This is a genomic window from Rhizobium sophorae (assembly GCF_013087515.1).
Lineage (GTDB): Bacteria > Pseudomonadota > Alphaproteobacteria > Rhizobiales > Rhizobiaceae > Rhizobium > Rhizobium sophorae.
The window spans coordinates 85,178-99,662 of record NZ_JABFCN010000014.1 but is presented as its reverse complement, the minus strand read 5'-3'; the positions used below and the strand labels follow the sequence as shown (position 1 = coordinate 99,662).

Annotated in this window: 11 protein-coding genes; 4 read left to right on the top strand and 7 right to left on the bottom strand. The window is 58.6% G+C overall.

What is annotated here, in order from left to right; all coding sequences use genetic code 11:
* Nucleotides 1-3,181, bottom strand: a 3,181-nt coding sequence (locus G9X64_RS36455; RefSeq protein ID WP_376766392.1) for a N,N-dimethylformamidase beta subunit family domain-containing protein, incomplete at its 3' end; no start/stop codon positions are given.
* A 438-nt stretch (nt 3,182-3,619) separates the two neighbouring features.
* On the opposite strand from G9X64_RS36455, the gene G9X64_RS36450 reads away from it, so the two are divergent.
* From G9X64_RS36450 to G9X64_RS08380, 3 genes are all read left to right on the top strand, one after another.
* The gene (locus tag G9X64_RS36450) at nt 3,620-3,865 is read left to right on the top strand and encodes a hypothetical protein (RefSeq protein WP_246270930.1); all 246 of its coding nucleotides are present in this window, start codon (nt 3,620-3,622) and stop codon (nt 3,863-3,865) included.
* Nucleotides 3,866-4,471: 606 nt separating this feature from the next.
* The gene (locus G9X64_RS08385) at nt 4,472-5,785 is read left to right on the top strand and encodes a polysaccharide biosynthesis/export family protein (RefSeq protein ID WP_168316182.1); all 1,314 of its coding nucleotides are present in this window, start codon (nt 4,472-4,474) and stop codon (nt 5,783-5,785) included.
* 247 nt (nt 5,786-6,032) lie between these two features.
* Nucleotides 6,033-7,541, top strand: a complete 1,509-nt coding sequence (locus G9X64_RS08380) for an O-antigen translocase (RefSeq protein ID WP_168316183.1) — start codon at nt 6,033-6,035, stop codon at nt 7,539-7,541.
* A gap of 74 nt (nt 7,542-7,615) precedes the next feature.
* Here the strand turns inward: G9X64_RS08380 and G9X64_RS08375 are convergent, their stop codons facing one another.
* From G9X64_RS08375 to G9X64_RS08350, 6 genes are read right to left on the bottom strand one after another with little or no spacing between them, the layout of a single operon-like run.
* On the bottom strand, nt 7,616-8,830 hold the full coding sequence (locus G9X64_RS08375; RefSeq protein ID WP_171376359.1) for a DegT/DnrJ/EryC1/StrS family aminotransferase: 1,215 nt from the start codon (nt 8,828-8,830) through the stop codon (nt 7,616-7,618).
* Entirely contained in the window at nt 8,827-9,801 is a 975-nt protein-coding gene (locus G9X64_RS08370; RefSeq protein WP_168307704.1) for an NAD-dependent epimerase/dehydratase family protein, read from the bottom strand. The genes G9X64_RS08375 and G9X64_RS08370 overlap by 4 nt, the downstream gene beginning before the upstream one ends.
* Complete coding sequence (locus tag G9X64_RS08365) at nt 9,798-10,517, bottom strand: acyltransferase (RefSeq protein ID WP_171376358.1); 720 nt, start codon at nt 10,515-10,517, stop codon at nt 9,798-9,800. The genes G9X64_RS08370 and G9X64_RS08365 overlap by 4 nt, the downstream gene beginning before the upstream one ends.
* Complete coding sequence (locus G9X64_RS08360) at nt 10,507-11,610, bottom strand: DegT/DnrJ/EryC1/StrS family aminotransferase (protein WP_168307702.1); 1,104 nt, start codon at nt 11,608-11,610, stop codon at nt 10,507-10,509. The genes G9X64_RS08365 and G9X64_RS08360 overlap by 11 nt, the downstream gene beginning before the upstream one ends.
* Nucleotides 11,607-12,644, bottom strand: coding sequence for a Gfo/Idh/MocA family protein (locus G9X64_RS08355; RefSeq protein WP_168307701.1), 1,038 nt, complete (start codon nt 12,642-12,644; stop codon nt 11,607-11,609). The genes G9X64_RS08360 and G9X64_RS08355 overlap by 4 nt, the downstream gene beginning before the upstream one ends.
* Nucleotides 12,641-13,147, bottom strand: coding sequence for an acyltransferase (locus G9X64_RS08350; protein ID WP_168307700.1), 507 nt, complete (start codon nt 13,145-13,147; stop codon nt 12,641-12,643). The genes G9X64_RS08355 and G9X64_RS08350 overlap by 4 nt, the downstream gene beginning before the upstream one ends.
* A 553-nt stretch (nt 13,148-13,700) precedes the next feature.
* Between G9X64_RS08350 and G9X64_RS08345 the strand changes: the two genes are divergently transcribed.
* Entirely contained in the window at nt 13,701-14,480 is a 780-nt protein-coding gene (locus G9X64_RS08345; protein WP_168307699.1) for a response regulator transcription factor, read from the top strand.
* The last annotated feature ends 5 nt before the right edge of the window (nt 14,481-14,485 follow it).

Here is a 14,485-nt window from a genome sequence, read left to right as displayed (position 1 = left end):
CCGTTCCGGTGAAGGTCCGGGTCGAGGCATTGAAACTCAGCCAGGCAGGCAGCGCCGTGCCGTCGGCAGACGTTGCCGCATAGGTGAGGGTCTCGCCGCTATCGACATCGGTGAAGGTCGTCGTCGGCAGCGTGAACGAGAAGGCAGAGCCGACGGTGGCGTTCTGGCTAGCCGTCTGGACCGCCAGCACCGGCGCGTCGTTGGCGCCATGGATGGTGATGGTCAGGTTTGCCGTGGCTGTCGCGCCGGCCGTGTCACGCATCGTATAGCTGAAGACATCGCTCAGCGTGTTGCTCGATTGCCGCAATGCCTGGACGGCGGCATTGGTCTCGTTGACGGCATAGCTATAGACGCCCGATGCACTGAGCACGAGACTGCCGTAGGTACCATTCAGTGCCGTGCCGAGCGTGCCTGATGTAGCGCCGAAGCGGATCGCCGTGACCGTCTTGGTATCACCGGCATCCGCATCCGTATCGTTGGTCAGCACATTGCCGCTGGCAACGACGCCGCCCGAACCATTGGCCACGCCACCCTTCTCGGTCGCATCCCCCGCATCGGCAACCGCCGTCGGCGTCGTGTTCGAGGCCGACGGATTGAACATGACATCGACCCAGTAATTCGTCCCATCGAAGGTGGCCGTAGGGTACAGGCTGGTGCTTCCGTATCTATATACGCCATTACCGCTCGCTGGTGCCGTCAGCGGCCCACTCGTCACATTGGAGACAAAGTAGTTGGCGGTGGTCGAGTAACGACCGGCATTCGTATGGTAGGACGCCGTGTAGGTCTGCCCGACCGTCAATGCCACAGGACTGGAGAAATACGCGGTCTGCCAGCCGCTGGCGGTCTCGTTCGTGAAGGTGAGGGTCGCGAGCTGCGTACCAGTGCTCGACCAAAGCGAACCGGTATGGGTACCCGTATCCTGGCTGCCCTTGTAAAAGCGGATGCCGGTGATGGTCCCTGCCGCAGAGGTCTGGAAGCGGACCCCGAGCTCGACAGCCGACGTATCGTTTGTGTTGACGACGGCTGGCGTCGCCGCGCCGAAGAGGGACGTATAACTCGGCCCGCCGACGGTGACCGTGCGTCCTGCCGAGGGCGTTTCAAGGTTGATGTTATCGTCAACGGCGCGGGACCGGATCGTGTAGCTGCCGGCGACCTGCGGCGACCAGGTATAAGTCCAGTTCTCATCGCCTGTCGCCGGATGCCAGCTCGCCCCGTTGTCGGTGGAAACTTCGACGCCGGCGATGACCCCGCCGCCCGTGTCGGCAGCGGTGCCTGTAATCGTCACGGTGGATCCAACGGCCACCGTCGCGGGTACGGTGATGACGGACGTCGGTGCAACAAGGTCCGTGGAACTGGTTGCAGCGACGAGTCCGGATTGCAGTGTTCCCGGCTGAATGCCCATGTCGGCAAGCAGATTGACCATCGCCTGCTGCACGCGGGGATCGGTCGGAGTCGCCTCCTTGTCGTGATTGTCGCTGAGGCCCCATGTCCAGTAGACGGTACCGGCGCCGAACACCAGCGCACCGCTCGGCGCACGATAGAGCGTCAGATTGTGGGTCGAGGTCGCATTTCCGGTCGTGTTTCCGTAGTCGAGCAAGTAGGTGCTGACCGGAACCGTCGTCGACGACAGCTTGACAAGGCCAGCCGGATCGAAGCCATTATCGACCGCTTCGTCCCATTCGTAACCAAGATAGTTCTTGGTGAGCGTTGCCGTCTGGCCAGGCTGAAGATTGGCAACGCTCGTATTGCGCCAGAAGCGCAGGTTGGCGTCGTCATATCCGACCTTGATCGCCTGGAGATTGCTGCCGACATCATCGACCTTGAACAACTGTCCGGTCAGCGAGTTTTCCGGGTTTCCACCGCCGACGGCGGGTGGGCTGAGGCGCGGATCACGGAATGTGCCTGTCCATTCGTTGGAAGGGTCAATGCTCGCGCTGGGCGACCATGTCTCCTTGTACGAGATCAGAGTGCGATAAGGCGTGCCGTCGGCGCTATAGGCATTGCCCCAACGGGTGCGCCAATAGACCTCGTTACCGCTCCAGAACATCAGGTTGACGCCCGCATCGCGCGCGGCTTCGACATTTGTCCGCTGCTGCCCAGACCAGTATTCATCGTGCCCGGCATCAATATAAGTCTTGTGATTGAGCAACAGGCTGCCATAACGGTCGGCGTCGACACCCGACAGGTAGGACACGTCGTAGCCGTTCTGTTCCAGCCAATAGATACCCGCATATTCGGCGCCGAACAGGTAATCCTGCGGACCGGCAAAAGTGCCAACCCCGCCGCGGGTCGCAATCGGTCTGTTGTAGCTGACCGCATAGGCGCGACCAGCACCCTGCCCCGTCGCCGGACCGTTGCCGCCATAGAAGTTTGCGCCGCCCCAGCCGTTGTAAGCTTGCCAGGTCTGATCTGCGGTCTGGAAGACGATGTCGCTCTGGCTGTCGTCGTCGCGCACGATGAACGGGATATGATTTTGGCCGGAGGTGCCATCCTGACGCACGAGCTTGGCGATATAGACACCCGAGACGGAGTCCTCCGGTACAGTCCACGAGGCCGACACGGCCCAGTTGCCGGCATCCACCGTGCCGGTCGAGGCGTTGCGCAACGGATTTGGCTGTGTCTGCAATCCGGTATGCTGAATGGTGTCGACCTTGCGGGCGCCCATGCCGCCATAATAGCCGAGCCGGTATATGTCGATCCGATAATTGGTGGAATTGGTATTGATCTTGAAGCTGATCGTCTTGCCGTTGTCGACGCTGATGTCGGTCGCAAATCCCTCGATGTTGGAGCTACCGGCACCGTCGATGCCCCACTCGCTCTCCGGGTTACCCTGCTTCTGGTTTTCCAGCACGATCAGGTTGCTGGCCGCAGCCGCGGCCGCCAGATTTTGCGTCGTCAACGACCGCTGCGTAGAAGGTGGCGTCGTCACCGAGCCGGAAAGGATGCCGATGCCCTTGGAACCGGCGGTGCCCGTTCCGATCTCACCGCCGCCTGGCAACGCTCCGTTCAAGATCGCCGAGTCCGTCCACGTCGCGGTTCCGCGCCAGCCCGAGAGGGGGGACAAGTCACGATCGAGAAGCGGGTCGCTGATCGAGGCGCCTATGGCCCGCTTGATCGTCGATACATAGTCCGGCCCCTCGGTCAGCCTGGTTCCCGGCAATTGACCGTCCTCTTGAAGCATGGCGCCGCCATGGGCCCAATCGAGAATCCGCGTGGGGGACGTAAAATAGCCGCATCCGCACACACCAAAGGGCATGCCAAACGCCAGTGAGTTAACTCCATCATGCTGCGCGGTCGCCTGCGCTGACGGGCTCGATTCGAGAATGACGACATTGCCCGAATGAGAACGCTCGCCCGTTACCACAGTAGAACCTTGCTCCGAAGCTGTCGGTGCAGGGCTTTGCGGCAGATACGGCGCCAAAGGATCGTCGCCTATGAGGCTCATTCCAGCGTAGGTGCGATAAAGGGACGACTGAGCCCCGAATGCAACTCCATCCGCGTCCCGCTCGGAATCTGCAAAACCACGCATGTGGGCGAACAACCGAGGCGCGGCAGTGTCACCGCTCCGAATCCCCGTCTCGCGATTTGCTGCGAAAGCGTCAGGCGAGGACGGCGCTGGGTGGTTGATATGCGCCCGACCGTGCGCGTCACCGATCACGCCCGCACTCTGTCCAACATCATGCTCATTGAGCGCCGCGTTGTTCTCGGGATTGTCGACAAGCGTACCATAATGCTTGTTTCCATCCGCCGTTTGCACGGATGTCGCAAGTTGAGCACTATCCTCGCGCTTATCGGCAGGCGTGCGAGGCTTTCCCTTTCCGCCGACGGTCAACCATCGGGGAACCAACGAATCCAGCAGGAGTGAGCGTGATGTCCACCGGCGAGCATTGCGATACATGGCAGGCCCTCTCTCGCGAGATTATCGGGATCGAATCTACGGGGATCGTTTGCTACGAAGCCCTGAATGATAGCCCAAAAATAAGCGAGTAGGTCCTACGCCTTTCGCTCTACGGGCGGCATCCTTTGGGCAAACGGCAGTGTTGGCATGGACCACGTGATGGGCGAGACACGCGAAGTGTTCGTTTCGAGGCCTTTTTTTCTTTGCGCCGACCGTTAAGGCGACGCCGCCGGTCAATATCATCGTCTCGCAACATCGACGATCCAAACAACGGCTCTGCCGCAAGGGATCGCTGTGCTTCGCGGCGAGCGCGCCTCTTGCTGCGCGCATGACCGCCTGCCGATGCCTCTGTGCCGCGCCGAGGGTAGATGTTCCTGCTCGATTTAGGCTAAGCACCCTCCCCCCACCTCATCAATAGTGATAAGGCGAAGCAAACAACCGCCACCTTCCTCAAGGCTTCGCCAGATTGCACACTAGCACTACGGCTTCGGACCTCGCGCCCGACGCTCGCGTAGCGCGTAAGGCGTTGAACCAGTGTCCGTTTAAGGATGCTCTTGCAGGCTGGACATGTAAATGAAGCTATCGTATCGCGTTCTCAACGTGTTTTTTCCGGCGACGCTTGTTATCAGTACACTCGTCTTTCTTGCCGGAACTGTACTGCCGGCTCTCGCCGATGACACTCCTTTTGCTCCGCAAACGAAAATCCGTCTGACGATTGTCCAATGGATGCAGTCCAAAGGCCAATATGAACGATGGGATGCGCTTGGCGGCGAATACACCGTCTCGGATGATGGCGCTGTCTTTTTGCCCTTTCTTGGATCCCTTTCCGTCGGCAATCGCGATAACGCCAGCCTCACAACCGAGATTGCCAAGCGTCTGCAAGAAAAAATCGGATTGGTTCAGCCACCCGCGGTCACCATCGAAATTCTCGAATACCCGCCAATCTATGTCGTCGGAGACGTAACCACGCCCGGGGAGTACAAATTCCGCTCCGGACTTACCGTCCTGCAATCCCTGGCAATGAGCGGTGGCCCATTCCGCGCCACAAGTCAGCAGCAATCGCAGACGATCAAACTCGCAGGCGAATTGCGCGACATCGACCACTCGCTGTTGCGCAGCACTGCCAAATTAGCACGGCTCAAAGCAGAGATGACCGGGGCGACGGAGATAACGTTCGATCAGACGCTCGGCGTCGATCAGCCATACGCTGCGGGAATATACAACGAGGAACGGGTCATTTTTCAGGCTCGAGCAAATGCGCTGGAGAGGCAGTCGAAGGCGCTCACGGAATTGCGTGATCTTTTGAACAGTGAAGTCGGCATGCTGGGCGAGAAGGTGCAGGGCTCGGAGGACAATATCAAATCGATCGAGGAGCAGCTGACCAGCGTCAAAACGCTGGTCTCGAAAGGCCTCACACTCTCGTCGCGTCAATTGGATCTGGAACGGTTGCTCACCACCTACCGCTCCGATCGGCTCGACCTTGTCACCGCCATCATGCGGGGCCGTCAGGCGATCAGTGAGACAACGCGAAATCTTGAGGGGCTTTATGATACGCGGCGAAGCGAAGTCGCTTCCGAATTGCAGTCGGAACAGGCAAGCCTCGATCAGTTCAAATTGAAGCGCGAGATGACGCAAAAACTGCTTCTCGATGATCTCGCGGCAGGGGGAGGCTCGACTACCACCGACGAGGCGCTCCCGCTGACCTTTACAGTGAGCCGGCGAAGCAAAGGGCAAATCAGGCAGTTCCAGGCCTCCGAAACAACGGCGCTGATCCCGGGTGATGTCGTGAGGGTCGTTCGAACCCCAATTGCGGATCGGGTGTCTCAGGCCGCGCCCGCCGACCTGCCGCGTAAAACTGAGACACACGCCAGTCAGGCAAGCCAGTGACCCGCGAAAAGCATGTATTGCAACCGAACTCGCAGCGGACGATTGAGCAGCGCCGAGGCGCTCAGACCACCAGCGCCAGAGACGTTGCTCTTGATATAGGCTGGCGTGAATCCGACCAGATCTTTAAGTGCGCGTCCTTCCCCATCAAGACTGCCTGTGCCGCATATCTTCCAGACAGCGTTGGGCAACATGCCGGCGACAGTGCGCCGGAGATCCTGCCCCACAGGATAGCGGCGAAGGATAATTGATGACTTTGCGCATGATCCCAACCAGTGGGGAGACTTATACCCAGATCCTCAAGTCGACGATGCTGATGGGCGGTTCCTCGCTCGTGAACGTCGCTCTGAGCATCATTCGCAACAAGGCCCTGGCCGTTCTGCTTGGGCCAGAAGGCGTGGGGCTCATGGGCCTCTACCAGTCAATCGTCGATATCGCGCAAACGGCCGCTGGTCTGGGACTGGGCGGCAGCGGGGTGCGGCAGGTCGCCGAGGCTGCCGGTACCGGCGACGAAGCGAGGATCGCACAGTCGGCGAAGGCGTTGAGATGCATATCGATGATACTCGGCTTGCTTGGCGCGCTCCTTCTTGCGGCGCTGGCATTTCCGGTCTCGGATTTCACCTTCGGCGACTACCAGCACGCCGGTGGCATTGCGCTGCTCTCGCTCGCCGTATTCTTCCGGATAGTGTCGTCCGGGCAGACTGCGTTGATCCAGGGCTTACGTGGCATTGCAGATCTTGCCCGCATCAATGTGCTCACAGGTTTTTTCGGCACGGTGATCACCGTCCCGCTGATTTACCTGTTCGGCACGCAGGCGATCGCACCCTCGGTCGTGGCGATTGCGGCCGCCACAACGCTCTCCACCTGGTGGTACAGCAGACGGATAGGCGCACACCCGCCGCGAATGTCGGTTCGCCAATTTGGTCAAGAGTGGGCACCTCTGCTGAGACTCGGCGCCGTGTTCATGGCGAGCGGACTTATGACCTTCGGTGCGGCCTATGTCATCCGCATCATCATATTGAAGGACGGAGGCGTAATGGCCGCAGGATTGTATCAGGCGGCCTGGGGGTTGGGCGGTCTCTATGCCGGCTTCATTTTGCAGGCGATGGGAACGGACTTCTATCCGCGCTTGACCGCAACCGCGGACAATCATGTCGAATGCAACCGCCTGGTCAATGAACAGACGGAGATCAGCGTCCTTCTGGCCGGCCCTGGTCTGCTCGCGACGTTGACGCTGGCGCCGCTCATGATGAGCCTATTCTATTCTTCGGAGTTTCATGGGGCGGTGGATCTCTTGCGCTGGATCTGCCTTGGCATGATGCTCAGGATCATCGCGTGGCCGATGGGTTTCATCATCGTGGCGAAGCGTGCCCAGGCTATTTTCTTCTGGACGGAGGTAGCGGCCACGCTGGTGCATGTAGGGCTGGCATGGCACTTTGTATCGAAGTTCGGTACGCCAGGAGCCGGCATGGCGTTTTTCGGCCTCTACGTCTGGCATAGCATCCTCATTTACGTGATCGTGCGGCGGCTTACCGGCTTCCGCTGGTCCGCAGCCAACCGTAGGCACGTGCTGCTTTTCCTACCTGCATCGGTGTTGGTATTCTCGGCGTTTTGGGTCTTGCCGCTATGGCCGGCGATAGGGATCGGCGCCTTGGCCGTAGCTCTGACGGGGATCTACTCGCTGCGCATGCTGGTCCAGCTTCTTCCGCCCGAGATGATGCCCGCAGTGATCAGAGGATGGATCGCGAAATTCGCCTAAAAAAATAATGCGCATCGAGGCGATGCGCATCAGGCCCTGCGGCACAGCAAAGATTGCATCACGCAATCAAGACATCACACAAGAGCGATGTCCCGACCGTGCTGTACGGCGGCGGGTATGCTGGCCGCCTCAGCCAATGCGCTTCGAAGTGCTTCGACAACCCTGACGATGTCGAGATCCGTCATCTGAGCATAAAGAGGCAGGATTATTGTTTGCCGCTGCGCTGCCACGCTTCGCTTCAGGCTTGTGGCAGCACGATGAGAATTCTGGTCGGAATAGGCACCTTCCAGATGAATGTTCATCACGCCGCGCCGGGTCGAGATCCCTTGGTCGAGCAGAGTCTGCATGACGGTCCGCTGGTCGACGGCATCAGGCAGCCTCACGCAAAAGCTCTGCCAGTTGCTACGGGCCCAATGCGGCTCGACCGGTGAGAGTCCAGGGATCGTAGACAGGCGCTCACGATATTGCTCGGCGAGCCGCCTGCGCTGCGCAATCAGCCCCGGCAGCCGCCGCAACTGTTCCCTTCCGACGGCAGCCTGAAGGTCGGTCATACGGTAGTTGTAGCCCAATTCGTCATAGTCTTCGAAAATCACCTGTTTCGAGCCATGGCGAACAGCATCGGTGACGCTCATGCCATGCTGACGCCACAGCCGGAATTTTCGATCATATTCGGGATTGGCGGTGGTCAACATGCCACCATCACCTGTCGTGACGACCTTTCGGGGATGGAAGGAGAAACAGGCAATGTCGCCATGCGGCTTGCCGATCTTTTCCCAACGCCCGTCCCACAAGATTTCGCTTCCCGTCGCGCATGCCGCATCTTCGATGACCGGGAGCTGACGGCGCTTGCCGATCTCCACGATCGACCGGAGATCGCAAGACATGCCAAGCTGATGCACACATAGGATTGCCTTGGTGCGGGGCGTGATGGCTGCTTCGATCAGGCTGGGGTCGATATTGTAACCATCTGCTTCGATGTCGACGAAGACAGGCACCGCATTGCAGTATCGAACAGCATTCGCGGTGGCGATGAACGAATGGCTGACCGTGATGACTTCATCGCCGGCGCCGACATCGACCGCCATCAAGGCGAGATGCAGTGCGGTCGTGCAGTTTGAAACGGCGCAGGCATGTGCAGCGCCGACAAAGGCCGCGAATTCGCCCTCGAAGGCCACGACTTCCGGCCCCTGCGTTACCCATCCTGACATAATAACGCGGCGCGCGGCCTCAGCCTCCTCTTCTCCGAGGACGGGCTTGGCGACCGGAATCGTTGATAGAGACGGGCTCATGCAGCTTGCCCTCCTGCCGCAGCGGTCTTCATCTGCCACCATGCGACAAGGTCGCGAAGCCCTTGCTCCATCGATATTTCCGCCTTGAAGCCCAGAAGCTTCTCGGCCTTGCTGATATCGGCAAGACGACGGGTCACGCCGTTGACCGTGCGGGCTTCCTTATGCTGCGGTTCGAGTGAGACACCCATGATGCTGCTCAGCATCTGCGCAAGTTGCAGGAGGCTTATTTCCTCGCCGCTCGCGACATTGAACACTTCATCCGTGACATCGCTCTTCGCAGCCAGCAGGTTTGCCCGGGCGATGTCACGTGCATCGACGAAGTCCATCGTCTGGCTGCCATCGCCATAGACAAGGGGTGGCATTCCGGTCGCCAGGCGTTCCATCCAGCGGATCAACACTTCGGTATAGGCGCCGTAAACGTCCATTCGCGGCCCGTATACGTTGAAATAGCGCAGCGCCACATAGCGCAGACCGTACATCTCCGCAAAGCTGCGAAGCAGCCCCTCGTTAAACGTCTTGGCCGCCCCGTAGATCGTCCTGTTATTATAGGGATGATGCGCTTCGGTGGTCGGAAAGCTCTCGGCCAAGCCCAGCACAGAGGCCGAAGAGGCAGCGACGACCTTCGACACACCTGCCTTTACGGCAGCTTCGAGAACATTGAACGTGCCTTCGGCCAGTACATCGAAGGCAAGCCGTGGGTCTTCGGCGCACTGCGTGATGCGGATAGCCGCCTGGTGAAAGACGATGTCCACGCCCTCGAAGGTTTTCGCCAACAAGGCTCTGTCACGGATATCTCCCTCGATGATGTTTACGGACCCGCCAGCTATTGCCGTGCTGAGGTTGTCCCGGCGTCCACGCACGAAGTTGTCGAGGATGATAATCTCGCGCGGCTTCTCCAATGCGACGAGATCGGCGATATGCGACCCGATCAGGCCGGCTCCGCCGGTAATGAGTACCCGTTGATTTCTCACGATCTTCCTCCATGCGATATATCCAGCACAGGATCGGCTTCCGTGCGCCAGCGTATGAACTTCGCCGGCACACCCGCCACGACTGAAAACGGTTCGACATCGGAAACAACGACTGCGCCCGCTCCGACGATCGCTCCCTTTCCGATGCTCACGCCGGGAAGAATTGTTGCGTTCGTTCCAATATCGGCCCATGCGCCGATGCGGACCGGCTTGATTTCGAGATCCGTGCGAATGATCGGCACATCTACCGGCAGTGCGGTGTGGGTCGACCCAAGCACTTTGGCGCCCGGCCCCCAGCCGACACAATCCTCGATAACCAGGTCGCGTGCGTCGAAATAGGCCATCGGGCCGATCCAGACATTGTCGCCGATCACGCAAGTGCCGTCGAAGCGGCCCTGGATATAGACCTGGGCGCCGATGAACACGCCATTGCCGATTTCAAACGTTTCCGGATGTTTGAAACCGGCGCCGCCCGCAACCTGCAGTCCCGCGCCGCAGCTCCGCGCGATCGCTTGCCAAATGGCTTTCCGCATCAGTGTGTCGACGACACCGTCGCCTGTGGCGAAACGACCATAGAGGTCTATCAGGCCAGCGCGCCCGTATGATTGTCTGAGCTCTTCGACCAACCCGGTTTGGTAGCCAGGATCTGCCGGTCTTTCATGGCGACCATGGACCGCCTGCACCAGTCGAGCCTCGCCTGCGCCGTTAACTGACATAGGCGTACTCCAACGCGGCGACCACCTGGTCAACGTGTCGTACAGGCATCTCTGGATAGATCGGCAGCGAGAGGACCTCCCGTGCCGCAGCTTCCGAGACCGGGAAATCCCCGGCCTGGTAACCAAGGTCGGCATGGGCCTTCTGCAGATGAACAGGGATAGGATAATGGAGCCCGGACGGAATGCCTTCCGCGCTGAGCAGGCGTTGAAGCCCTTCGCGATCGTGGCTTCTTATGGCATAGACATGATAGACGTGACGCCGGTCGGCTGCTTCAACAGGAGTCGTCAAATCCGTCGATCCGGCAAGCAGCGAAGAGTAGCGGCGCGCATGGCTGCGACGTGCCTCGGTCCAGTCTTCAAGGTGCCGGAGCTTGACACGCAGGATCGCGCCTTGAATGGCGTCCATGCGATAGTTAAAGCCTTTCAGCAGATGGTGATAGCGTTGCTCCTGACCCCAGTCACGCAGCATGCGCATCGTCTTGGCCTGATCATCGTCATTGGTAACGACTATACCCCCCTCGCCGCAGGCGCCGAGGTTTTTGCCCGGATAGAAGCTGAAGCAGCCGGATACGCCGATACTGCCGGCGCGGTGGCCTTTGTATTGCGCCCCATGGGCCTGGCAGGCGTCTTCGATGACGGGTATCCCGTGGCGGTCGGCAATTGCCTTGATCGCATCCATATCGGCCATTTGACCGTAGAGATGGACGGGGACAATGGCCTTGGTCCGGGGAGTAATCTTTGCCTCGACCTCAGCCGGATCCATCGTGAGTGTCACGGGCTCAACATCGATGAATACGGGTTGTGCGCCCGTATAGCAGATCGCCGACACGGTTGCGACGAACGTGAATGGCACGGTAATGACCTCATCGCCGGGGCCAACGCCCGACGCAAGGAGGGCAAGATGCAAGGCACTCGTTCCGGTGTTGACGGCTATCGCATGCTTGACGTTGCAATAGTCGGCGAATTCCTGCTCGAAACGCGCGACCTCGTCGCCCAATACGTACTGTCCCGAGGCAAGGACGCCCAGCACGGCGGCGTCAATCTCGCCCTTGATCGACGCATATTGCGCTTTGATGTCGAGGAATGGGATCATGCGATGCGCCTCGCCTCTTCGAGCTCGACGATGCGACCGCGCTGGGCGAGCGACCGGCTTGCTGCTTCAAGGATGCGAACGACACGCAGGCCGGCATGGCCGTCCGTAATGGGTCGCGAATTCTGCTCGATGCACTCGACGAATTGATCCAGTTCGCGCTTCAATGCTTCGGTCATATCGAGCTTGGGCGCCCACATGTCGCCGCTGCGGTAGCCGACCATCATCTGATGCACCTTCTCGCCATAGGCCTGAGAATTGGGGTTTAGCGTAATGCCCTTGTCGTAGACCTTGATTTTTTCGCTGGGCTCCAGATCGTCGTAGACGACCATCTTGTTGCTGCCGCCGATCAGCGTGCGGCGCACCTTGACGGGAGCCAGCCAATTGACGTGGATATGTGCGATGAGCTTGCTTTCGAAGAAGAGCGTCAGATAGGCGATGTTTTCCGGCTCGCCGAGTACATGGCTCATGCCGGTCGCTGAAACAGCCACCGGCCTTTCCTGCACGACATGGTCCAGGATGGAGAGATCATGCACCGCGAGGTCCCAGATGACGCTGACATCGTGCTGGAAGAGCCCCAGATTGACCCGAACCGAGTCATAGTAATACATGTCACCTAAGCCGCTTTCGACCAGTTCGCGCATCTTGCGGACGGCGCCGGTGTGGACGAAGGTATGATCTACCGCCAGCACCAGGCGTCGGCGTGTGGCCTCTTCGACCATCCGCGAGGCTTCCTCCGTCGTCGATGCCATCGGCTTTTCGACGAAGACATGCTTTCCAGCCATCATAGCCTGCATTGCGAGCTTGAAATGGGTGAAGACCGGCGTCGCGATAGCGATGGCATCCACTCTTGGATCGCGCAGGACTTCCTCGAAATCATCGGTGATCGTCACTGCGGGATACCGGCTTTTAACAGCCGCCAACCGTTCGACATTGAGATCACAGACAGAAATGAGCTGAGCTCCGGCCGCCTCCGAGATGTTGCGAACCAGATTCGGACCCCAATACCCGTACCCGACAACAGCAATGCCGATCATTTCATTCCTCCCAACGCATACATGTCGACTGGCCCGTCATTGACGCGACCGATCACCCTGGCCGGAACGCCAGCGACAATGGCGCCATCGGGCACATCCTTTGTTACAACCGCTCCGGCGCCGACCTGGGCAGCCTCTCCGATGGTCACGCCAGGCAGAATGGTGGCGTTGCTGCCGATCGACGCATGGCGCTTGACCAGGGTCGGGACGACAATCCAGTCGGCCTCCGTCTGAAGGCTGCTATCCGGATTGACGGCGCGCGGGTATATGTCGTTCGTAAACATGACCCCGTGGCCTATGAAAACGCCGTCTTCCAGCGTGACGCCCTCGCAGAGGAAGGAATGGCTTGAGATCTTGCAGCTTTTTCCGACCAGGACGTTTTTCTGAATCTCGACGAAGGTGCCAATACGCGTTCCCGCGCCGATCGTGCAGCCGTAAAGATTCACAAGGTCCGGATGGTGGATAATGGTGCCGTCATCCAGCTTGACGTTTGATGCAATCATCCCTGCAAAACCCCCTACTCTTGAACAGGTCCAGACTTTTCAGTTGAAACAAACAATCGCTTGATTGCACCCGAGGTTTCACACCGACAGGACTAATATTTTTCTACAGTCCAAAGAGAATTGTTTTCTGCATCTGAGTAAAGAAACAAAACGTTTAAGGTTATTCACCTAAAGGCGTATCTACCTATGACGACTTACGCCCTTAATCATACAGCGATCAACGTTGGTGGCGGGCTCACCTGCCGCATCCGTTGCCGGTCCTACGCTGTAGACTGCGATTGTTTCCATGCATTTAGTGGCCTGTCGCAGACTACGGTGTAACGATGAAGTTTATCCTGCAAACTATCTAGTAACACTCAAGACTACTTCAGATTTATCTTTCTATTTCCGACTTATGATGGAAGTTGTGCGCTACTTAGCCTATATTAGCTACTGTAACGTTCCGCGAACTGTGGTATTCGATTCCTACTTTAGAGTTTCCTAAACCCCCGTATTGAGAGGGGTTGGTACTCGGGGCGTAGTTGAGCGTAACGTGTTAGGGGAGGGTGAAGCTGTGAATTCAGCACTTATACCGAATTTGGACCTCAGGCAGGAGAACGTAGCTTTTCCGCTCAGGATGGAAAATAATTCGAACCCACCTGCCGTCCCGGGAGGACACACGCATTCGCTTGTGATTCTCGATAATCGTGAGCTCGATCGTCAATGCCTGGCGCAATGCATGGCTGCCCAAAAAGCGGACTTGCAGATTCTGGCATTTGGAACAATTGAGGAGTGGAAGCAGAAGCGCGATGAATATCCTCCGCTTTCGGCAATCCTCTTGAACGTCGGCGGCAAAAAGATAGATGAACCGGCCGTTTCGGAGCAAATCCGGAAACTTTCATCGGAATTCGTATCAACGCCCCTCATCGTATTGGCTGATAGCGACGATTTCGGTCAAATCGTTAGGGCGCTTGAGTACGGAGCCAAAGGGTTCATACCCGCCTCAGTCAGCGTCAGTGTCTGTATGGAGTTGATCGCGCTGTCAGTGGCGGGGGGAATTTTTGTGCCTGCAAGCGCCCTGTTCGCCATGCGTCACTTGCTGGACTCGAGCACTTCGACCGCACGCCCGCTAGCCGGCATATTCACGGATCGTCAGGTCGAAGTCGTGGAGGCGCTCCGACGCGGAAAGGCGAATAAAATTATCGCCTATGAGCTTAATCTGCGAGAAAGTACTGTAAAGGTGCATGTTCGCAATATTATGAAAAAGGTCAAAGCAACGAACAGGACGGAAGTTGTGTTCAAGCTCAACGATCTTTTTCTTTCGAGCGGCTCTGCAGCAAACAGCCTGTGCTGATGCGG